This window comes from Microbacterium sp., from assembly GCF_043427715.1.
Taxonomy (GTDB): domain Bacteria; phylum Actinomycetota; class Actinomycetes; order Actinomycetales; family Microbacteriaceae; genus Microbacterium.
Genome location: NZ_JBHWTD010000111.1, coordinates 1 through 19,444, shown reverse-complemented (window position 1 = coordinate 19,444; position 19,444 = coordinate 1). Strand labels below are relative to the sequence as shown.

Genomic DNA, 19,444 nt, shown 5'->3' with positions numbered 1-19,444 from the left:
GCCGTCCGTCACCGGACCTGCGTGACCTCGAACTGCATGCGGGGCTGCGCGTAGAACTCCTGCGATTCGATCAGCTGCAGTTCGCGGGAGCCCGCGTCGAAGGTCGTCTGCAGCAGATCGAAGACACTGGACGTCGTCTTCGCGAGTGCCTCGGCGGCGTCACCGCTCGCGCGGAAATGCGCCGTGAACAGGGCCGCGGTGACATCACCCGACCCGTTGGCCTTCATCGGGATGTGCGGCGTGCGCACGATCCACGCGCCCTCGCCGGTCACCGCCATCATCTCGATCGACCCTTCGGGGCGGTCCGGGCGCTCCACGCTCGTCACCAGGACGGTGGACGGTCCCATCGCCCGGGCGGCGTCGACCGAGGCGAGCGTCGACTCGAGGTCGGTGGGTTCGGTCTCGGTGAGGAAGCCGAGCTCGAACTGGTTCGGCGTGATGATGTCGGCGGCGGGGACGACGCGCTCGCGCAGCAGCACCGGGATGGCCGGCGCGACGAAGCAGCCGCTCTTCGCGTTGCCCATCACGGGGTCGCACGCGTAGACGGCGGAGGGGTTGGCGGCCTTCACCCGCGCGACGGCGTCGAGGATGACCTCGCCGATGCCCTCGCCGCCCTGGTAGCCGCTGAGGATCACGTCGATGTCCGCGAACGCGCCGCGCTCCTCGATGCCGGTGATCACGTCGGCCACGTCGGAGGGGCTGATGAGCGGTCCGCGCCAGGCCCCGTAGCCGGTGTGGTTCGAGAAGTTCACCGTGTAGACCGGGTAGACCTCGACGCCGATGCGCTGCAGCGGGAAGACCGCTGCCGAGTTGCCGACGTGGCCGTATGCGACGGCGGATTGGATGGAGAGGGTCTTCACGGGGCGGACGTCACTTTCGATGAGGGCGCGGCAGCGCGCGCAGCGGCGACGACGTCGGCGGCAAGGCGCGCGGCATCGTCTTCGGGAAGGTCATGCACGGTCAGACGGAGGTATCTCAGCGGCGCGTCGTCGACGAGGACGAACTCGTCGCCGGGTCGGGCGAGCCAGCCGCGGCGCATCAGCTGCTCAGCGACGGCGCGCGCGGGCGCGGGCAGGCCGACCCAGAGGCTCAAGCCATCGCCGGGCCGCGTGGGCATGCCCAGCCGGGTCAACTCTGCTGCGAAGGCCTCATTGCGCTCCCGGTAGTGAACACCGGCGGCCTCGACCATCGCGAGCACCTCCGGGTCGCTCACCTGCGCGACGACGAGCCGCTGCAGCAGGTGGCTCACCCACGTCGATCCGGGGCTGAGGCGCCGGCCCAGACGTGAGGCGGTCTCCTCGTCGCTCGCCGTGACGGCCAGGCACATGTCGGGGCCCAGGAACTTCGAGACCGACCGGATGAGCGCCCACCGGCGGTGGTCGGGGCCGATGATCGAGTGGTACGGCTCGCGGGAGAGCATCGAGAAATGGTCATCCTGGATGACGAGGACGTACGGATGCCGCGCCAGCACCGCACGCAGCTCCGCCGCCCTCTCGGCGGTCAGGCTCACGCCGGTCGGGTTGTGGGCGCGCGGGGTGCACACGATGGCGCGGACGCCGGCGTCCAGAGCGGCCTGGAGACCGTCCGGGGTCATGCCCGCCTCATCGACCGGAATCGCGACGGGCCGGTAGCCGCCGATCCGGACGGTGCGGAGCGCGGAGAGGAAGCACGGGTCCTCGAGCCCCACGGCGTCGTCGCGGGTCAGCGCGTCGGCGAAGAGCCGCTCCAGGGCGTCCACGGCGCCCCCGGTGATCGTCAGATGCACCTCGCGCCCCCGAGGAAGGTCGGCGCTGATCCAGCGTGTGGCCCACTCTTCGAGGGCGGGATCGATCGTCGGCTCGCCGTACAGCACCGGCCGGGCGGGGAGGGTGGACAGCGCGCGGAGAGGATCGGGGATCCGGGCGGGATCGGGGTTGCCGGTGCCGATGTCGCGGAGGACGGTGTCGGCGGCGAAGCCTTCCTGCGCGGGTTCGGAGGGTTCGGTGACCCTCGTCCCGGCGCGCCCCGCGGTCTCCACCGCGCCCGCCGCGGCGAGCTGTCGATACGCCGCGACGACAGTGTTGCGGTTCACTCCGACGGTCTCGGCGAGTGCGCGTACCGGGGGGAGCGCGGCGCCGGGCGCGAGCCTGCCCTGGTCGATCAGCGCGCGGATGCTGTCGGCGATCTCGGCCGCCGTCTCACCGGTGATCGAGTCCGCGGCATCCGTCATGGAACAGATCCTATGTCCGAGACATGCTACTTTTTGGCCTATGCCAACCACTGAGACCGGAACGGGGCGCGTCAAGCGCGGCCTCGCCGAGATGCTGAAGGGCGGCGTCATCATGGACGTCGTCACCCCCGAGCAGGCACGCATCGCCGAAGACGCCGGCGCTGTCGCCGTCATGGCGCTCGAGCGCGTGCCCGCCGATATCCGCGCCCAAGGCGGGGTTTCGCGCATGAGCGACCCCGACATGATCGACGGAATCATCGAGGCCGTCTCCATCCCCGTGATGGCCAAGGCCCGCATCGGACACTTCGTCGAGGCGCAGGTGCTGCAGCAGCTCGGCGTCGACTACATCGACGAGTCCGAGGTGCTCTCGCCCGCCGACTACGTGAACCACATCGACAAGTGGCAGTTCACCGTCCCGTTCGTGTGCGGTGCGACGGGCCTCGGCGAGGCCCTCCGTCGGATCACCGAAGGCGCTGCGATGATCCGGTCCAAGGGTGAGGCGGGAACCGGTGATGTGTCAGAGGCGATGAAGCACATCCGCAAGATCCGCGGCGAGGTGGCGGCCCTCGGTGCGCTCTCGCCCGACGAGCTGTACGTCGCGGCGAAGGAGCTCCAGGCCCCCTACGAGCTGGTCGCCGAGATCGCCCGCACCGGCACGCTGCCGGTCGTCCTGTTCGTCGCCGGCGGCGTCGCCACCCCCGCAGATGCCGCCATGATGATGCAGCTGGGTGCGGACGGCGTCTTCGTCGGCTCGGGCATCTTCAAGAGCGGGAACCCCGCGGCGCGCGCCGCCGCGATCGTCAAGGCCACCACCTTCTACGATGACGCCGCCGTGATCGCGGAGGTCTCCAGAGGTCTCGGCGAGGCGATGGTGGGCATCAACGTGTCGGACCTGCCCGCCCCGCACCGTCTCGCTGAGCGCGGCTGGTGACCGGCCCCCGCGTCGGCGTCCTCGCTCTGCAGGGCGATGTGCGCGAGCACCTGCGCGTCCTCCGCGAGCTGGGCGCCGACGCGGTTCCGGTGCGCCGCCCCGATGAGCTCGATGCCGTGGCCGGCCTCGTCCTCCCCGGCGGCGAATCCAGCGTCATCGACAAGCTCAGCCGCGCATTCGGGATGCAGGCCCCGATCCGCGCCGCCATCGCCGCCGGCCTGCCGGTCTACGGCACCTGCGCGGGGCTGATCCTCCTCGCCGACCGCATCGAGGGCGGCATCGAAGGGCAGGAGAGCTTCGGCGGCCTCGACGTGACGGTTCGCCGCAACGCCTTCGGCAGTCAGACCGAGTCGTTCGAGACCGAGCTCGACGTGCCCGCTGTCGGCCCCGACCCGGTGCGGGCGACCTTCATCCGCGCTCCCGTCGTGGCATCCGTCGGTCCCTCGGTCGAGGTGCTGGCGCGCGTGGGGGACGACATCGTGGCCGTGCGCCAGGGTGCGCTGCTCGGTACGGCTTTCCATCCGGAGATCTCCGGGGAGGTCCGGTTCCACCGCCTCTTCCTGGAGGCGGTCGCCGGGCGCTGACCTGTTCGCGCTCGACAAGGGGGCGAGGTCGCGCCCTTACAATGGGACTCGCGTTTTTCGAGAGGAGTCCCGTGAGCGGACATTCCAAGTGGGCCACCACCAAGCACAAGAAAGCCGTCATCGACGCGCGCCGTGCCAAGTCGTGGGCGAAGCTCATCAAGAACATCGAGGTGGCCGCCAAGCTCGGCGGTGCCGACCTCGCCGGCAACCCGACGCTGTTCGATGCCGTCCTGAAAGCGAAGAAGACCTCCGTCCCCAAGGACAACATCGACCGCGCGATCAAGCGCGGCGCCGGCATCGGCGGCGAATCGGTCGAGTACACCTCGATCATGTACGAGGCGTACGGACCGAACGGCGTCGCCCTCATGATCGAGTGTCTGACCGACAACAAGAACCGCGCCGCCGCTGAGGTGCGCACCGCGCTCTCGCGCAACGGCGGCACCCTCGCCGACCCCGGGTCGGTCGCGTACAACTTCACCCGCAAGGGCGTCGTCGTCGTCGCTGGAGAGGGCACCACCGAGGATGACGTCATGATGGCGGCCCTCGAAGCCGGCGCGGAAGAGGTCGAGCCCCGTGCCGACGGGTTCGAGGTCATCACCGAAGCCTCCGACATCGTCGCCGTGCGAACGGCGCTGGCCGACGCCGGGATCGAGTACGAGTCGGCCGACGTCGAGTTCGTCCCGAATCTGAAGGTCGAGGTCGATGCCGACACCGCCCGCAAGATCTTCCGCCTCATCGACGCCCTCGAGGACAGCGACGATGTGCAGAACGTCTTCGCCAACTTCGACCTGACCGCGGAGGTGCAGGCCGAGCTCGCAGAGGACGACGGCGAGTAATCGGCCTCTGGCGCGCCTGGAGCGGATGCCGCACACCCCCGCATTAGCGTGGGGGAGTGGCATCCGCTCTTCGCGTTCTCGGCATCGATCCCGGCCTCACCCGGTGCGGTGTCGGCGTCGTCGATGTCCGGCGCGACCGGAGCGCCACACTCGTCCACGTCGGAGCCGTCCGGTCGGGCGTGGAGCTGCCCATCGAGCAGCGACTGGCGCTCATCGCCGCCGGCATCCGTTCGGTGCTGACCGAGCACGAACCCGATGTCGTGGCGGTCGAGCGGGTGTTCGCGCAGAACAACCGCAGCACCGTGATGGGCACGGCGCAGGCCAGCGGCATCGCGCTGATGCTCGCGGCCGAGCACGGCCTGACTGCCGCGACCCACACGCCCAGCGAAGTGAAGGCCGCTGTCACCGGCTACGGCAACGCCGACAAGCTGCAGGTGCAGACGATGGTGGCGCGCGTGCTCCGCCTCGACAGCCTGCCGCGGCCGGCAGATGCCGCGGACGCCCTCGCCCTCGCCCTGTGTCACGCGTGGCGCCGCGGCGGCGCTGGCGCAACCGCCGCGAGCGGATCGCTCACTCCGGCGCAGCGCGCATGGGCTCAGGCGGAGAGTGCCGTCCGTCGCTGACGCGCCGCCCACGCGTGTCGCTCGAACATACGTCCGAACGCTCGTCTAGGGTCGGAGCATGATCTCGTCCCTCCGCGGCCGCGTGCTGCACCTCGAGCCCGACTCCGTCATCGTGGATGTGCACGGTGTGGGGTACGCGGTCGCTGTCACCGCGCAGCACGCGCGGCAGCTGCGGATCGGCGACGAAACCCTGCTGCACACCACCCTCATCGTGCGCGAGGACTCGATGTCGCTCTTCGGCTTCGAGCAGCGGGAGGAACTCGACGTGTTCGGCCACCTGCTGAGCGTCTCGGGGGTGGGTCCCAAGTCCGCGCTCGGGGTGCTCTCGTCGCTCACCGTCGACCAGATCGCCGGCGCTGTCGCCGATGAGGACGACGCCCCGTTCCGCCGTGTGTCGGGCATCGGTCCGAAGACCGCGAAACTCATCGTCGTGCAGTTGGCGGGGAAGCTGCTCGCCCCCGTTCGGGCGGATGCCGCTGCTCCCGCCTCCGGTGCGCTCACCGCGCAGCTGATCGCCGCCCTCACCGCGCTCGGCTGGAACGAGCGCGTGGCGACCGAGACCGCCGAGTCGGTGATGGCCGACGCGCCCGCCGGCGCCACGGTTCCGGCCCTGCTCAAGCTCGCCCTCGCCCAGCTCGGCCCGGCGCGTAAGGAGCGGGTCGGTGGCTGAGCCGCGCGAGGAGGCTCAGGACGAGGTCGAGCTCGCCGTCGAGGGCGCACTGCGCCCCGCATCGCTCGCGGAGTTCGTCGGGCAGACGAAGGTCCGAGGCCAGCTGCAGCTGCTCCTCGACGCCGCACGCATCCAGCAGCGTCCCGCCGATCACATCCTGCTCTCGGGGCCGCCTGGACTCGGGAAGACCACCCTCGCGATGATCGTCGCGCACGAGAGCGAGAAGCCGCTTCGTCTGTCCAGCGGCCCCGCCATCCAGCACGCCGGTGATCTGGCGGCGCTCCTGTCGAGCCTGGTGCCCGGCGAGGTGCTGTTCATCGACGAGATCCACCGCATGGCCCGCTCGGCCGAGGAGATGCTCTATCTCGCGATGGAGGACTTCCGGATCGACATCATGGTCGGCAAGGGCGCCGGTGCCACGAGCATCCCGCTGGATCTCGCGCCCTTCACCCTGGTGGGTGCCACGACCCGGTCGGGCATGCTGCCCAATCCGCTCCGCGACCGGTTCGGCTTCACGGCGCACCTGGAGTACTACGACCCCGGTGAGCTTGAGCAGGTCATCGCCCGTTCCGCCATCATGATCGACGTGGCGCTGCCGGCCCAGTCGCGCGCCGAGATCGCGCGGCGCTCACGCGGCACCCCGCGGATCGCGAACCGGCTGCTGCGACGCGTGCGCGACTATGTCGTCGTCCACGGGGGGTCGGCGACCGAAGCCACGATCGACGACGTGTCCGCCGCACTCGACCTCTACGACGTGGACGACCTCGGGCTCGACCGCCTCGACCGCGCCGTGCTGGACGCGCTCGTCCGTCGCTTCCGCGGCGGCCCCGTCGGGCTCAACACCCTCGCCGTAGCGGTGGGTGAGGAGGCGGACACCATCGAGTCGGTCGTCGAGCCGTATCTGGTGCGCATCGGATTCATGGGCCGCACCCCCCGCGGACGCGTCGCGACCCGTGAGGCGTATGCGCATCTCGGGGTGCCGCGCCACGACGGGGCGCTGACCCTCGATGACCTATAATCGCTGAAGGCCATCGGCCTGATCCCCTCTTACCGCGTCGTTGCGGCGTGCCACCCGAAAGGCGGACCCCGGTCCATGATGTTCCTCACCGCGCAGACCACCCCGGCCACCGGAGGGAATTTCTTCTCTGACTACGGCCTGCTGATTCTGCTGGCGGCTCTGCTGGTGTTCATGTTCTGGAGCTCGCGTCGTCGCACGAAGAAGATGAAGGAGGAGCAGGAGAAGAAGGCCCTCCAGATGCTCCCCGGTGTGAAGGTCCTCCTCCAGGGCGGTCTCTACGGCACCATCGTCGACTACGACGCCACCGACCTGTCCAAGCCCGCGCTCGTCGAACTCGCCCCCGGCGCGATCGTCGAGGTGCACAGCCAGGCGATCCTGCGGATCGTCGAGCCCGAGGCTGAGACCGAAGACGTCCCCGGCGACGACCTCGTCACGCCCGCTGAGTCCACCGCGCCGCGCACCGAGTTCGAGGCGCCGGCGAGCGAGACCCCGGCATCCGTCGACGGCACGCCCGACGCGGACGACAAGCCCAAGGCCTGATTTCCCGCCGCCTCGGCGGCGCTCGACGAAAGTTCCCCCTGTGGCCACTTCCACTCCCGTCCGTCATGCCTGGCGTGCGCTGATCGGGCTGATCTCGATCACCGCTGTGCTCTTCGGCATCAACGCTCTCGGCGTGTACGCCTTCGGCAAGAGCTCGTGGCTCCCTGAGCTCGCGCTCGACCTCCAGGGTGGAACGCAGATCATCCTCGAAGCGCAGGGCGAAGCGGGCGCGCAGCCTACTCCCGAGCAGATGGAGCAGGCGGTCTCGATCATCCGCCAGCGCGTGGACGCCTCGGGCATCGGTGAGACCGACATCACGACCCAGGCCCGCAACCAGATCGTCGTGCAGCTGCCCGGCCAGGCCGACGAGGAGACCCGTGACCGCATCGAGCGCTCGGCGCAGATGCAGCTTCGCGCTGTGCTCTTCACCGGTGCGCCCGCGACCTCCTACGTCGGCGAGGACGGCGAGGAGACGCCGTACCCCACGCCCGACCCGACGCTGAACGCGACGCCGACGCCCGCCCCGACCGGCGGCAGCGACCTCGCCTGGGTGACGGATGCCCTCTACGCGGAGTTCCTGAGCTATGACTGCTCCGACGACGCGAACCAGCCGGCCGACGAGCCTGCGAACCAGCCGCTGATCACGTGTGAGGCCGACGGCAGCGCGAAGTACATCCTCGGCCCGGTCGAACTCGACGGCTCCGCCATCGACGACGCCACCAACGGCATCAACTCGCAGAACGGCCAGTGGGCGGTCAACATCGTCTTCGACGGCGACGGGGCGGACACCTTCGGTGAGATCAGCCAGCGCCTGTTCAACCTGTCGCCGCCGCAGAACCAGTTCGCCTTCGTCCTGGACGGCGTCGTGATCTCGGCGCCCTCGATGAACGCGGTCATCGTCGACGGCAAGCCGCAGATCACCGGAAACTTCGACCAGGAGAGCTCCAAGGTCCTCGCCGACCAGCTCAAGTACGGTGCTCTGCCGCTGAGCTTCGAGGTCCAGAGCAGCAACTCGATCTCTGCGACGCTCGGTTCCCAGCAGTTGATGATCGGCCTTGTCGCCGGCCTCATCGGCCTCGCCCTGGTCGCGATCTACTCGCTCACCGTCTACCGCGCGCTCGGCTTCGTCATCATCGCCTCGCTCGCGGTGATGGGAATCCTGACCTACATCACCCTCTGCATCCTCGCCTGGCGCATGGGCTTCCGCCTCTCGCTCGCCGGCGTCGCGGGTCTCATCGTGACGATCGGCTTCACGGCCGACTCGTTCATCGTCTACTTCGAGCGCATCCGAGACGAGCTGCGCGACGGCAAGTCGATCACGAGTGCCGTCGAGGACGGCTGGGCGCGCGCGAAGCGGACGATCTACATCTCGAAGTCGATCAACATCCTCGCCGCCGTCGTGCTGTACATCCTCGCCGACGCGACCGTGAAGGGCTTCGCGTTCACGCTGGGCCTCACCACGGTCATCGACATCCTCATCTTCATCCTCTTCACCCACCCGGTGCTGCAGCTGCTGGCGCGGACGAAGTTCTTCGGCGACGGGCACCCGCTGTCGGGGCTCGACCCGAGGGCGCTCGGCGCGGTGTACCGCGGTCGCGCGCAGTTCCGCGCACCGGTGGCGGCCACCGGCAAGACCGCGGCGGAGCGACGGACGTCGCGCGCACGAGGTGAGGCGGAGCGCCGCCAGACGATCGCCGAGCGCAAGCTCGCACAGCAGAGCGCGGATACGCGCTCTGCGGGGGAGGGGAACGACTGATGCGCTCCATGAACGATCTCGGTAACGACCTCTACACCGGGAAGACCTCCTTCCCCTTCGTCGGGCGCCGCAAGCTGTGGTTCATCATCGCTGCGATCCTCGTGATCGGCTCGGCGCTGGTGCCGCTCTTCCGTCCGATCGCCTTCTCCATCGAGTTCACCGGCGGTTCGCAGTTCACGGTCAACAGCGTCACGACGCCCGACCAGCTCCTCGCCACAGAGGCCGTCCAGTCGGTCGTCCCCGAAGCGACGACCAAGGTCGCGACGATCGGTGAGGACGCCATCCGCGTGCAGACCGACCAGATGACCGACCCCGAGACCCGCGACGTCACGGCGGCTCTGGCCGAGGCATACGACGTCGACGCCGCAAACGTCAGCTCGTCCTTCATCGGACCCAGCTGGGGCGACAGCGTTACCCGTCAGTCGCTGTGGGGCCTCGCCATCTTCCTCGCGCTGACCTTCCTCATCCTCGCGCTGTACTTCCGCACCTGGAAGATGTCGGTCGCCGCGATGATCGGTCTCGTCGACGTGCTCGTCGTCACGATCGGCATCTACGCGCTCTTCGGCTTCGAGATCTCACCGGCGGCGGTGATCGGCTTCCTCACGATCCTGTCGTATTCGCTGTACGACACCACCGTCGTCTTCGACAAGGTCCGAGAGAACACCTACGAAGACGGCGAGAACTCCTCCCGCACCTTCGGTGAATCCGTGAACCTCGCCGTGAACCAGACCCTCATCCGCTCGATCAACACCACGGTCGTCGCCGCGCTCCCGACCGCGGCCATCCTGTTCATCGGTGCGCTGTGGCTCGGGGCGCAGACGCTCACCGACATCTCGCTGTCGATCTTCGTCGGAACGATCGTCGCCGCCTACTCGACGCTGTTCGTCGCGGCGCCGCTCTACTCGCTGCTGCGGGAGAACGAGCCGGCGCTCAAAGCTCGTGACGCGCGGGTGCTCGAGGCCCGTACCGCCGCTTCCGCTGCGGTCTGACTGCGGTGCGGGCGGGCGTAGGATTGTCCAAATCCACACGCGCGCGAGCAACGACCGGAGGTGATCGTATGGCCGAACCGGTCACCCCGACGGGGACCGCCTCGGGTGGTCAATCGCTTCGCCGTCTCGTTCCGCGCATCTTCTCGCGCGCGCCTTCGCGCGACGCGCTCGAAGAGCTCATGCGGACGGTGCGCACGCACCACCCCAAGGGCGACATCGCCATCATCGAGCGGGCCTACCGGGTCGCGGCGAAGGCGCACGCGTCGCAGAAGCGGCAGAGCGGTGAGCCGTACATCACCCACCCGCTCGCGGTCGCGCAGATCCTCGCCGAGCTCGGGCTCGGTCCGCGTGCGATCGCGGCCGCCCTGCTGCACGACACGGTCGAGGACACGGACTATCCGCTCGATCAGCTGACCGTCGACTTCGGCGACGAGGTCGCCATGCTGGTCGACGGCGTCACGAAGCTCGACAAGGTCAAGTACGGCGACGCCGCGCAGGCCGAGACGGTCCGCAAGATGATCGTCGCGATGTCCAAAGACATCCGCGTCCTGCTGATCAAGCTCGCCGACCGACTCCACAACGCCCGCACGTGGGGATTCGTCCCTCCCGAGAAGGCGGGCAAGAAGGCGCGCGAGACCTTGGAGATCTACGCTCCGCTCGCGCACCGCCTCGGCATCCAGACGGTCAAGAGCGAGCTCGAGGACCTCTCGTTCGCCGTCCTGCACCCCAAGCTCTACGCCGAGATCGAATCGCTCGTCCGCCAGCGCACCCCGCAGCGCGAGCAGTACGTCCACACCGTGATCGACTCGGTCGAGTCCGACCTGCGGGAACTCCGCATCCGAGGTCGGGTCATGGGCCGCCCGAAGCAGCTCTACTCCGTCTACCAAAAGATGGTCGTGCGGGGCCGCGAGTTCGACGACATCTACGACCTCATCGGCATCCGGATCCTCGTCGGGACCGTCCGCGACTGCTACGCGGTGCTCGGCGCGATCCACGCGCGGTGGACGCCGCTTCCGGGACGGTTCAAGGACTACATCGCGACCCCGAAGTTCAACCTCTACCAGTCGCTGCACACGACGGTGATCGGTCCCGGCGGTCGCACCGTCGAGATCCAGATCCGCACGCACGAGATGCATCAGCACGCCGAGTACGGTGTCGCCGCGCACTGGAAGTACAAGGAGCAGATGGCCGGGGGGAAGAACGACCCCAAGGCCGTCGACCAGGACATGGCGTGGCTCGCGCACATCTCCGACTGGCAGGCCGAGACCGCCGATCCCGGCGAATTCCTCGACTCCCTGCGGTTCGAGATCGGTGCGAAGGAGGTATACGTCTTCACCCCGAAGGGGCGCGTCATCGGCCTGCCCGCCGGGGCCACCCCGGTCGACTTCGCCTACGCGGTGCACACCGAGGTCGGCCACCGCACGATGGGGTCAAAGGTCAACGGGCGGCTCGTGCCGCTGGAGACCGTGCTGAACTCCGGCGACGTCGTCGAGGTCTTCACGTCGAAGAATCCCGACGCCGGGCCCAGCCAGGACTGGCTCGCTTTCGTCAAGAGCACCCGCGCGCGCAACAAGATCCGCGGCTGGTTCACGAAGGAACGGCGCGAAGAGGCCGTCGAGCAGGGCAAGGACGCCATCGCGCGCGCCATGCGCCGGCAGAACCTCCCGCTGCAGCGCCTGATGAACCAGGACTCGTTCACCTCCGTCGCCCACCAGCTCCGCTACGAGGACGTCACCGCCCTGTACGCGGCGGTGGGCGAAGGCCACGTCTCGACGCAGTCGGTCATCGAGAAGGTCACCGCCCTCGTCCGCGCGGAGGAGGAGGCCACCACCGGCCCCATCGACCTTCCCCCCGTTGGCAGGTCGAAGGCGCCGCGCGGCGGCGACTCCGGGGTGCTCGTACGCGGCGCGCCCGACATCCTCGTCAAACTCGCGAAGTGCTGCACACCCGTTCCGGGCGATGACATCGTCGGGTTCGTGACGCGGGGGAGCGGCGTGTCCGTCCATCGCGCGGACTGCACGAACGTCTCCTCCCTCGAGGACCAGCCCGACCGGATGATCGATGTGGCCTGGGCGCCGACCTCGAAGAGCGTCTTCCTCGTGCACATCCAGGTTGAGGCGCTCGACCGCTCGGGGCTGCTCAGCGACATCACGCGCGTGCTCAGCGAGCACCACGTCAACATCCTGTCCGCCTCGGTGCAGACGACGAGCGACCGGCTCGCGATCAGCCGTTACGTCTTCGAGATGGGGGACACCGTGCACCTGGACCGCGTGCTCAACGCGGTGCGACGCATCGACGCCGTTTACGACGTCTACCGCGTCACGACGTCCTGAGCTCCGCGTCCTGATCGCGGGCTGCGCCGCGGGCTGCACCCAGGAGCAGTTCGTCGCGGGCGGGACGCTTGTGGTGGACCGGTCCGCACGCGTCAAGCCATCGCAGCCCGTCCTCTCGCAGTGAGGGCCGCCACCGGAGGAACGCCGCGATGGTGGCATCCGCTGTTCCCGTGGCCACCTGCCGACGTACCAGGTCGACGAAGGTGCGCACCGGTGTGGTGACGAGGACGCCCCCGATCTGCGTGACGTCGGCCTCGGGGAGCGCCAGGTCGCGGAACCGCACGCGGGCGTCGAGGGGGAAAGACGCCCGCGTCGCCGTCGCGCGCTGCAGGGTGTGGACGAGCGGAGGCTCGTGACGCACACCGTAGACCCATGCCGCCGACACATGCGTCAGCGCCCGATGGCCGCCGGTGAGGGGGAGGAGGGATGCCGCGCGCATCTCCGGGGTCTCCACGGCATCAGCCGGCATGAACCCCTCGCCGATGTCGACGAGGTCTCCGTCCAGAAGTGCGGCGCGCAGCTCCGCCTCGGTCAAACGGTCACCGGCGAAGTAGAGGAACGGCCACATAACCGCAGTCTGTTCGAGACTCCGGGCGCGTGGGTGCGCTCATCCGCTGTTGTGGACAACCGGCGGGCGAGCGTGCTGTGTCGTCAGCCGCCGAGTGCGCGGAGCCAGCCCTTGCGGGCCTCGAGAGCGTCCTTCGCCTTCGCGATGGCCGCCTTGTCGCCGCCGGCCTCAGCCGCGGCGAGTTCTTCCTCGAGCTTCGTGATGGCGTCCTGGAGCTGGCTCGTCATGTCGTTCTGACGCGCCTTGGTCTCGGGGTTGTTGCGCTTCCAGTCCTCGTCCTCGCGCTGCTTGACCGCGTTCTCGATCTTGCGGAGCTGGTCGTCGAGGCCACGCTCGGCCTCGCGCGGGAAGATGCGCCCGATTTCATCCCACTGCCGCTGGATCGCTGTCAGCGCTGCGCGTGCCTTCGCGGTGTCGGATTCGCGGGCGATCGGCGCCGCCTGCTCGAGCAGGGCGCGCTTGGCCTCGATTTTCTCCTTCGACGCCTCGGCGTCGGCGGACTCGCGCTCGATGCGCGCACCGTAGAGCACGTCACCGGCGGCCTTGAACCGCGCCCAGAGGGCGTCGTCGGCCTTCTTCCCGGCGCGGCCGGCGCCCTTCCACTGGTCGAGGAGCGCGCGGTAGGCCGAGATGCCGTCCTCTCCCTGCGGGGCGAGGGCTTCGGCACGCTCCACGAGACGGGTCTTCGCGTCGCGGGCGGTCTTGTGCTGCTCGTCGAGACCGGCGTAGAACTCGCGGCGGTGCTTGTCGACCACGGCACGCGCGTCACGGAATCGCTTCCAGAGCTGCTGGCCGGTGGCCTTGGGCAGGCGCGGTCCGTTGGCCTGGTGGTCCTGCCAGCGGGTGAACAGGGCGCTCACGTCGGCGGTGGTCTGCTTCCACTGGATCGAGCGGGGATCCTTGGCGGCGATGGCCTCGATCTCGGCGACGATCGCCTCGCGCTCGGCGACGGCCGCGTCGACGGCGGCGCGCTGGGCCTGTGCCTCCTCCGCAGTGGCCTCGTTCAGCGTGGCCTCCATCGCGGTGAGTCGGGCGTCGAGAGCAGCCAGGTCACCGACCGCCGCGGCATCCGTCAACTTCTCGCGGACAGTGCGAGCGGCGCTGCGCAGGTCGGAGGCGGAAGCCCCGCCCCGGCGACGGCGCACCTCGAGGAGCGTCACCTCGGAGGCGAGATCGGCGTACTTGCGCTCGAAGTAGGCGAGGGCCTCTTCGGGGGTGCCGTCGGGGTACTGGCCGACCACACGCCACTGGTCGCCCTCGCGGACGGAAACGGTGCCGTCGTCATCGACACGTCCCCAGGGCTGGGTCTCGGCGGATTCAGGAGTGGCGGAAGTCACGGGGTGCACCTCGTCGGCGGCTTTCGCCGCATGGGGGTCGGATTCGTCGCTCAGCCTAGTACGAGCGCGTCAGGGGGTCGGTGTCGCGGACGGACTCGGCGTCGCGGGAGCGGGTGAGGACGTCGGTGATCCGGTGGGCGAGGCGGAGGGTGCGGGGGTGCTGTCCATCGTCGCCGTGGGGGAGGGAGAGGGCGAGGGAGCGCCCGGCCCCAGGGTGTAATACGCGACCTGACCGCCGATGACACCCGCGATGACCAGACCGCCAACGATGATGGCGGCGACGTTGTCGCGTCGGCGCCGCTGGGAGATCGAGGCATGGAAACGCCGCCGGGCCTCGTAGAGGCGGGCGCGTTCGCGCTCCTGCACGCTCTTGCGCGAGCCGTTCCTGACCGCTGCCACGGCGTACCTTCCCATCGTCGGCCCCGGTGGGCCCTTCGAAACCTTATGCAGTGGGCGCTCCCGCGATCAAACCGGACGCGGTGTCCGTGGGCGCAGATAGCCTGGAGGGATGGCGATGGGTGAGGCGTTGTTCCGTGGGGCGACGCCGTTGGCGGTTCGTATGCGCCCGGCATCCCTCGACGAAGTGGCCGGCCAGGGGCACCTGCTGCGTCCCGGCTCGCCGCTGGTTGCGCTGGCAGACCCCGGGAAATCCACCGGGGGAGCGGTGTCGGTCATCCTCTGGGGCCCGCCCGGCACGGGCAAGACGACGCTCGCGCAGGCCATCGCACGCACCTCCGGTCGCCGGTTCGTGGAGCTGTCGGCCGTGACCGCAGGCGTGAAGGACGTCCGTGAGGTCATGCAGGAGGCGATGAACCAGCGCGACCTCTACGGCGTGTCCACCATCCTCTTCCTCGATGAGATCCACCGGTTCACGAAGGCGCAGCAGGACGCCCTGCTCCCCGGCGTCGAGAACGGTTGGGTCATCCTCATTGCCGCGACCACCGAGAACCCGTCGTTCTCGGTCATCTCGCCGCTGCTTTCGCGGTCGCTGCTGCTGACCCTCCAGCCGCTCACCGACGAGGACCTCGGCATGCTGATCGACCGCGCCGTGATCGACCCGCGCGGGCTCGCCGGCGCCGTCGAACTCTCCCCCGAGGCGCGCGCGGCGCTCGTGCATCTCGCGTCCGGCGATGCGCGCCGGGCGCTGACCTCGCTGGAAGCCGCCGCGATGATGGCGGAGCCGGGCGCCGACGACGAGCGGCCGGTCGTGACCGCCGAGCAGGTCGCGCAAGCCGTCGACCGGGCGCTGCTGCGCTACGACCGGCAGGGCGATGAGCATTACGACGTCATCAGTGCCTTCATCAAGTCGATCCGAGGATCCGACGTGGATGCCGCGATGCACTACCTCGCCCGGATGATCGAGGCGGGGGAGGATCCGCGCTTCATCGCGCGGCGCCTGGTCATCTCGGCATCCGAGGACATCGGTCTCGCCGACCCGCAGGCGTTGCAGATCGCCGTTGCTGCGGCTGACGCCGTCGCGTTCATCGGGATGCCGGAAGGACGGATCCCGCTCGCCGAGGCGACCGCCTATCTCGCGACGACGGCGAAGTCCAACGCCGCCTACAACGCGATCAACGCCGCCATGGCCGACGTCCGCGCGGGCGGGTTCGGGCGCGTCCCCGCGCACCTGCGCGATGCGCACTACCCGGGAGCGAAGCGGCTCGGCCACGGCAAGGGCTATGTCTATCCGCACGACCTGCCGGTGGGGGTCGCGACCCAGCAGTACCTTCCCGATGAGTTGCGGGGTCGTCGGTACTACGAGCCCACCGGACGAGGTGTGGAGCGGGATATCTCCGCTCGCGTCGAGAAGATCCGGAAGATCCTCGAAGGGGACGCATGAGCGCGCTGCCCTGGCACGACCGGGTCGCTTCGCTCTGGGCCGCCGCCGAGGAACTCGACCCCGCCGCGCTCCGATCCGAGATGGCCGGCCTCATCGCCGAACGGGAAGAGGGCGACCCGGAGGCGCTGTTCGAGGCAGCCTCGGTGGAGGACTTCCTCGGTCAGGAGACCGCGGCCATTCCGCTCTACCGTGCTGCCCTCTCGGCGGGTCTCAGCGGCATCCGTCGCACGGAGGCGACGATCCAGCTCGCCAGCTCGCTCCGCAACGTCGGCGACTCGTCCGGGGCGATCGCCCTGCTCCGCGGTGTCCCGGAGGAGGACCCGCTCGCTCCGTCCGCCCGGGCCTTCCTCGCGCTCGCGCTCCACGACGACGACAAGCCCACCCCCGCGCTGCGTCGCGTGTTGGCCGATCTCGCTCCGACACTTCCCGCGTACGGCCGGTCCGTCGCCGCGTATGCCGCGGAGCTCCCGGCGAGGCCTCGGGTGCGCTCGATCGCCGTCGCCCTGATCGTGCGTGACGGGTGGGTGCTCGCGGAACGGTATCCCGAGAACCGCGAGCGCGGCGCGTATCTCCGTGCGCCCGGCGGCGGTATCGACTTCGGCGAACGCGCGGAGGATGCGGTCGTCCGTGAGCTCCGCGAAGAGCTCGGCGCCTCTGTCACGACGCGCCGTCTCCTCGCCGTCGTGGAGAACATCTTCGTCGACGGTCCGGGAACCCGCGGGCACGAGGTGGCGTTCGTCTTCGCCGCACGAAGCCCCGAGACCGATGCCCTCCCGCTGGACGGTCGAATCGCGGTGATCGACGGGCACACCGAGGTCGGCTGGTACCGCCTCGCAGACCTCCAGGCGGGCGAACTGCCGTTCTACCCGGACGGCGCCCTGGAGCTCGCCTGCGCGCTCGACGCCGACGGGTGACGCCGGCAGACGGACTGCGTATAGCACAACGGACATGGGGTGATCTCCCCATCGCGTTTCGCATCCGTGCTGGCTACCGTCGCGCGCAGGAGGTGGTCGTGGTGGGCATGATGTTGCCGAACGAATTGATCTGGATCATGGACAAGATGGGCCTGGAATGGCCCGACATCGACGAGGACGAGGTGCGCAAGGCCGCCACCTACGTGCGGACCTACCGGAGCGATCTGGAGACCCTCGTCCAGGCCGCTGACAGTCGCATCAACGGGGAGCTCGCCACGGCGATGAAGGGGCGGACCGCCCTCGCGCAGGTGGACGGCTGGAACCGCAACCGTTCGCAGAACATCCAGAAGCTGCTCGATGTGCTGGGGCCTGCCGCGACCGGGATCGACCTCGCCGCGGACATCGTGTTGGCGCTGAAGCTCAAGGTGATCGTCGAGGTCACCATCACGCTCGCTCATCTCATTCCGCTGCTCGCGGCGGGTCCGCTCGGTGCCGGTGGCGCCGCAGCCCTCATCCTCGCGCGCAAGAAGCTCTTCTCGATGGCGATGGAGGCGACGATCGAGCAGGTCGTCAATCAGGTGCTGCCGCTGGCTGTCGAGCCGCTCGCCAACGAGGTGCCCGGCCTCGTCGCGGCGCTCCTGGACGCGTCGGTGGTGGAGGACACGTTCGGCGACGCCGACGAGTTCGCCGCCGACCTCGCCGCGCTCGACCAGGCCGCCGACGACATGGATGCGCACGCCGCCGACGTCGAGGAGCTCACCGACCGGCTCCTGGCTGACCTCGCGAACCTGCAGATCTCGGGAGATTGACGTGATGCTCAAGAAGCTGATGCGCGACATCGTCGATGCGCTGGACGGCGCGGGACGGGAGTTCAAGACCGGGTTCTCGGGCGCGTTCCGCAAGCGCGGCGGCAAGCACCGGGCAGATGCCGATCGCATCCGCGCCTGGGACCGTCGCAACAGCAATCACTCACCGCAGCACCGCCGCGCCGACAAGCCGCGCTCGCATGCCAAGGAGTACAACATCGTGACCGACGCGGTCAAAGGGTGGTCTTCGCGGGATCACGTCCCGCAGCATCGTGCCCCCGACTACAACGCGGCGCGCGACCTCGGCCAGACCGTGGGCCAGGACGTGCGGAACATTCCCGGCGACGTCTTCGACGAAGTGAAGGGCGTCCCCAAGAAGGTGCCGCAGCAGATCGTGGAAGAGCTCTACGAGGACGCGATCGGTCAGGACGACCCCGACGCGTACGGGCGCAATGACTCCGGATCGATGAAGTTCCTCGCCCCGGCGAGCGAGGCGGAGGAGTTGCGCAACGCCTCGCCGGCGGAGATCGCGGCGCGGTTCGGGCTGAATGCCGGGTCGCTGGGCGATGCGGAGATCAAGATCACGGTGATGGAGGGCACCCGGTTCGCCCGGGTGGAGATCACCGGCGCAGACGCAGACTGAGTCTCAGGGCCGATCTGTTAGGCTTGATCGGCTCGAAACCGTGTTTTCGGGCATCCCCGCTTCTCTTTCCCACCTTTCGGCGTGCCCCGGCGTGCAGTCCGAAAGGGCGAGGAGCGGCGATACGCCCGTGAGCTGCGAAAGACGCGGCCACGTCATGGAAGGAAGATTTCGTGGCAACGAAGTCCCAGGACCGCCGTAAGGTGCGCCTCTCGCGCGCCCTCGGCGTCGCACTGACCCCCAAGGCCGCCCGCTACCTCGAGAAGCGTCCCTACGCTCCGGGTGAGCACGGCCGCACCAAGCGCAAGCAGGACAGCGACTACGCCGTCCGTCTGCGCGAGAAGCAGCGTCTGCGCGAGCAGTACGGCATCCGCGAGAAGCAGCTGCGCAACACGTTCAACGAGGCTCGTCGCAAGGACGGCCTGACGGGTGAGAACCTCGTCGAGCTGCTCGAGATGCGTCTGGACGCCCTCGTGCTGCGTGCCGGCTTCGCCCGCACCACCGCGCAGGCCCGCCAGCTCGTCGTGCACCGTCACATCCTCGTCGACGGCCAGCTCGTCGACCGCCCGTCGTTCCGCGTGAAGCCGGGTCAGCTCATCCACGTCAAGGCCAAGAGCGAGGGCACCGAGCCCTTCCAGGTTGCCGCGGCCGGCGGTCACGTCGACCTGCTGCCCAAGCTCCCGCCGTACCTCGAGGTCGAACTCGACAAGCTGCAGGCCCGTCTCGTTCGCGCCCCGAAGCGCATCGAGATCCCCGTGACCTGTGAAGTTCAGCTCGTCGTCGAGTACTACGCAGCACGCTAGTCGCCTCCGGCGCGGCCTGCCGCACCGGAACTGAACTACGCTAGATG

Annotated in this window: 20 protein-coding genes; 15 read left to right on the top strand and 5 right to left on the bottom strand. The window is 69.2% G+C overall.

Going from position 1 to position 19,444, the window contains the following annotated elements; all coding sequences use genetic code 11:
• Positions 1–8: 8 nt before the first annotated feature.
• Together pdxY and ACHFGS_RS11975 are read right to left on the bottom strand one after the other, a co-directional pair.
• Positions 9–860, bottom strand: a complete 852-nt coding sequence (gene pdxY, locus ACHFGS_RS11980) for a pyridoxal kinase PdxY (protein WP_394279420.1) — start codon at positions 858–860, stop codon at positions 9–11.
• On the bottom strand, positions 857–2,209 hold the full coding sequence (locus ACHFGS_RS11975) for an aminotransferase class I/II-fold pyridoxal phosphate-dependent enzyme (protein ID WP_394279419.1): 1,353 nt from the start codon (positions 2,207–2,209) through the stop codon (positions 857–859). The genes pdxY and ACHFGS_RS11975 overlap by 4 nt, the downstream gene beginning before the upstream one ends.
• A gap of 40 nt (positions 2,210–2,249) precedes the next feature.
• Here ACHFGS_RS11975 and pdxS point away from each other — a divergent pair, with 40 nt between their 5' ends.
• The 10 genes from pdxS (at position 2,250) to ACHFGS_RS11925 (ending at position 12,489) form a co-directional block, all read left to right on the top strand.
• The gene (pdxS, locus tag ACHFGS_RS11970) at positions 2,250–3,140 is read left to right on the top strand and encodes a pyridoxal 5'-phosphate synthase lyase subunit PdxS (protein WP_394279418.1); all 891 of its coding nucleotides are present in this window, start codon (positions 2,250–2,252) and stop codon (positions 3,138–3,140) included.
• The gene (gene pdxT / locus ACHFGS_RS11965) at positions 3,137–3,724 is read left to right on the top strand and encodes a pyridoxal 5'-phosphate synthase glutaminase subunit PdxT (RefSeq protein WP_394279417.1); all 588 of its coding nucleotides are present in this window, start codon (positions 3,137–3,139) and stop codon (positions 3,722–3,724) included. The genes pdxS and pdxT overlap by 4 nt, the downstream gene beginning before the upstream one ends.
• Positions 3,725–3,795: 71 nt before the next feature.
• The gene (locus ACHFGS_RS11960; RefSeq protein WP_394279416.1) at positions 3,796–4,560 is read left to right on the top strand and encodes a YebC/PmpR family DNA-binding transcriptional regulator; all 765 of its coding nucleotides are present in this window, start codon (positions 3,796–3,798) and stop codon (positions 4,558–4,560) included.
• 56 nt (positions 4,561–4,616) lie between these two features.
• Positions 4,617–5,183 (top strand): crossover junction endodeoxyribonuclease RuvC, encoded by a 567-nt coding sequence (gene ruvC / locus ACHFGS_RS11955; RefSeq protein ID WP_394279415.1) that lies wholly within the window; start codon positions 4,617–4,619, stop codon positions 5,181–5,183.
• Positions 5,184–5,241: 58 nt separating this feature from the next.
• Positions 5,242–5,853, top strand: a complete 612-nt coding sequence (gene ruvA, locus ACHFGS_RS11950) for a Holliday junction branch migration protein RuvA (protein ID WP_394279414.1) — start codon at positions 5,242–5,244, stop codon at positions 5,851–5,853.
• The gene (gene ruvB, locus ACHFGS_RS11945) at positions 5,846–6,871 is read left to right on the top strand and encodes a Holliday junction branch migration DNA helicase RuvB (protein ID WP_394279413.1); all 1,026 of its coding nucleotides are present in this window, start codon (positions 5,846–5,848) and stop codon (positions 6,869–6,871) included. The genes ruvA and ruvB overlap by 8 nt, the downstream gene beginning before the upstream one ends.
• A 75-nt stretch (positions 6,872–6,946) precedes the next feature.
• Positions 6,947–7,411 carry a preprotein translocase subunit YajC gene (locus ACHFGS_RS11940; RefSeq protein ID WP_394279412.1) on the top strand — a complete coding sequence of 155 codons (465 nt, stop codon included), beginning with the start codon at positions 6,947–6,949 and terminating at the stop codon, positions 7,409–7,411.
• 40 nt (positions 7,412–7,451) lie between these two features.
• Entirely contained in the window at positions 7,452–9,167 is a 1,716-nt protein-coding gene (secD, locus tag ACHFGS_RS11935) for a protein translocase subunit SecD (protein WP_394279411.1), read from the top strand.
• Positions 9,167–10,156, top strand: a complete 990-nt coding sequence (gene secF / locus ACHFGS_RS11930; RefSeq protein WP_394279410.1) for a protein translocase subunit SecF — start codon at positions 9,167–9,169, stop codon at positions 10,154–10,156. Before secD ends, secF begins: the two co-directional genes overlap by 1 nt.
• 68 nt (positions 10,157–10,224) lie before the next feature.
• Entirely contained in the window at positions 10,225–12,489 is a 2,265-nt protein-coding gene (locus ACHFGS_RS11925; protein ID WP_394279409.1) for a RelA/SpoT family protein, read from the top strand.
• Here ACHFGS_RS11925 and ACHFGS_RS11920 read toward each other — a convergent pair.
• The 3 genes from ACHFGS_RS11920 to ACHFGS_RS11910 all read right to left on the bottom strand — a co-directional run bounded on the left by ACHFGS_RS11920 (position 12,476) and on the right by ACHFGS_RS11910 (position 14,793).
• Entirely contained in the window at positions 12,476–13,057 is a 582-nt protein-coding gene (locus ACHFGS_RS11920) for a type IV toxin-antitoxin system AbiEi family antitoxin (RefSeq protein ID WP_394279408.1), read from the bottom strand. The genes ACHFGS_RS11925 and ACHFGS_RS11920 overlap by 14 nt on opposite strands.
• A gap of 83 nt (positions 13,058–13,140) precedes the next feature.
• The gene (locus ACHFGS_RS11915) at positions 13,141–14,394 is read right to left on the bottom strand and encodes a DUF349 domain-containing protein (RefSeq protein WP_394279407.1); all 1,254 of its coding nucleotides are present in this window, start codon (positions 14,392–14,394) and stop codon (positions 13,141–13,143) included.
• 69 nt (positions 14,395–14,463) lie between these two features.
• Positions 14,464–14,793, bottom strand: coding sequence for a dioxygenase (locus ACHFGS_RS11910; RefSeq protein ID WP_394279406.1), 330 nt, complete (start codon positions 14,791–14,793; stop codon positions 14,464–14,466).
• Positions 14,794–14,902: 109 nt separating this feature from the next.
• Here ACHFGS_RS11910 and ACHFGS_RS11905 point away from each other — a divergent pair, with 109 nt between their 5' ends.
• The 5 genes from ACHFGS_RS11905 to rpsD all read left to right on the top strand — a co-directional run bounded on the left by ACHFGS_RS11905 (position 14,903) and on the right by rpsD (position 19,397).
• A complete protein-coding gene (locus ACHFGS_RS11905; protein ID WP_394279405.1) occupies positions 14,903–16,234 on the top strand; it encodes a replication-associated recombination protein A in 1,332 nt (443 codons plus the stop codon).
• Positions 16,231–17,148 (top strand): tetratricopeptide repeat protein, encoded by a 918-nt coding sequence (locus ACHFGS_RS11900; RefSeq protein ID WP_394279404.1) that lies wholly within the window; start codon positions 16,231–16,233, stop codon positions 17,146–17,148. Before ACHFGS_RS11905 ends, ACHFGS_RS11900 begins: the two co-directional genes overlap by 4 nt.
• A 107-nt stretch (positions 17,149–17,255) precedes the next feature.
• Positions 17,256–17,957: a hypothetical protein gene (locus ACHFGS_RS11895; protein ID WP_394279434.1), complete on the top strand. Its 702-nt coding sequence runs from the start codon at positions 17,256–17,258 to the stop codon at positions 17,955–17,957.
• Positions 17,958–17,961: 4 nt separating this feature from the next.
• Entirely contained in the window at positions 17,962–18,597 is a 636-nt protein-coding gene (locus ACHFGS_RS11890) for a hypothetical protein (protein ID WP_394279403.1), read from the top strand.
• 170 nt (positions 18,598–18,767) lie between these two features.
• Positions 18,768–19,397, top strand: coding sequence for a 30S ribosomal protein S4 (gene rpsD / locus ACHFGS_RS11885; protein ID WP_394289489.1), 630 nt, complete (start codon positions 18,768–18,770; stop codon positions 19,395–19,397).
• Positions 19,398–19,444 lie beyond the last annotated feature (47 nt).

Bases quoted from the DNA above. Each gene is read 5' to 3' on its own strand.
- ACHFGS_RS11975 (WP_394279419.1), bottom strand. From the start codon at position 2,209: ATGACGGATGCCGCGGACTCGATCACCGGTGAGACGGCGGCCGAGATC.
- pdxS (WP_394279418.1), top strand. From the start codon at position 2,250: ATGCCAACCACTGAGACCGGAACGGGGCGCGTCAAGCGCGGCCTCGCC.
- ruvA (WP_394279414.1), top strand. From the start codon at position 5,242: ATGATCTCGTCCCTCCGCGGCCGCGTGCTGCACCTCGAGCCCGACTCC.
- ACHFGS_RS11940 (WP_394279412.1), top strand. From the start codon at position 6,947: ATGATGTTCCTCACCGCGCAGACCACCCCGGCCACCGGAGGGAATTTC.
- secF (WP_394279410.1), top strand. From the start codon at position 9,167: ATGCGCTCCATGAACGATCTCGGTAACGACCTCTACACCGGGAAGACC.
- ACHFGS_RS11925 (WP_394279409.1), top strand. From the start codon at position 10,225: ATGGCCGAACCGGTCACCCCGACGGGGACCGCCTCGGGTGGTCAATCG.
- ACHFGS_RS11920 (WP_394279408.1), bottom strand. From the start codon at position 13,057: ATGTGGCCGTTCCTCTACTTCGCCGGTGACCGTTTGACCGAGGCGGAG.
- ACHFGS_RS11905 (WP_394279405.1), top strand. From the start codon at position 14,903: ATGGCGATGGGTGAGGCGTTGTTCCGTGGGGCGACGCCGTTGGCGGTT.
- ACHFGS_RS11900 (WP_394279404.1), top strand. From the start codon at position 16,231: ATGAGCGCGCTGCCCTGGCACGACCGGGTCGCTTCGCTCTGGGCCGCC.
- ACHFGS_RS11895 (WP_394279434.1), top strand. From the start codon at position 17,256: ATGATGTTGCCGAACGAATTGATCTGGATCATGGACAAGATGGGCCTG.
- ACHFGS_RS11890 (WP_394279403.1), top strand. From the start codon at position 17,962: ATGCTCAAGAAGCTGATGCGCGACATCGTCGATGCGCTGGACGGCGCG.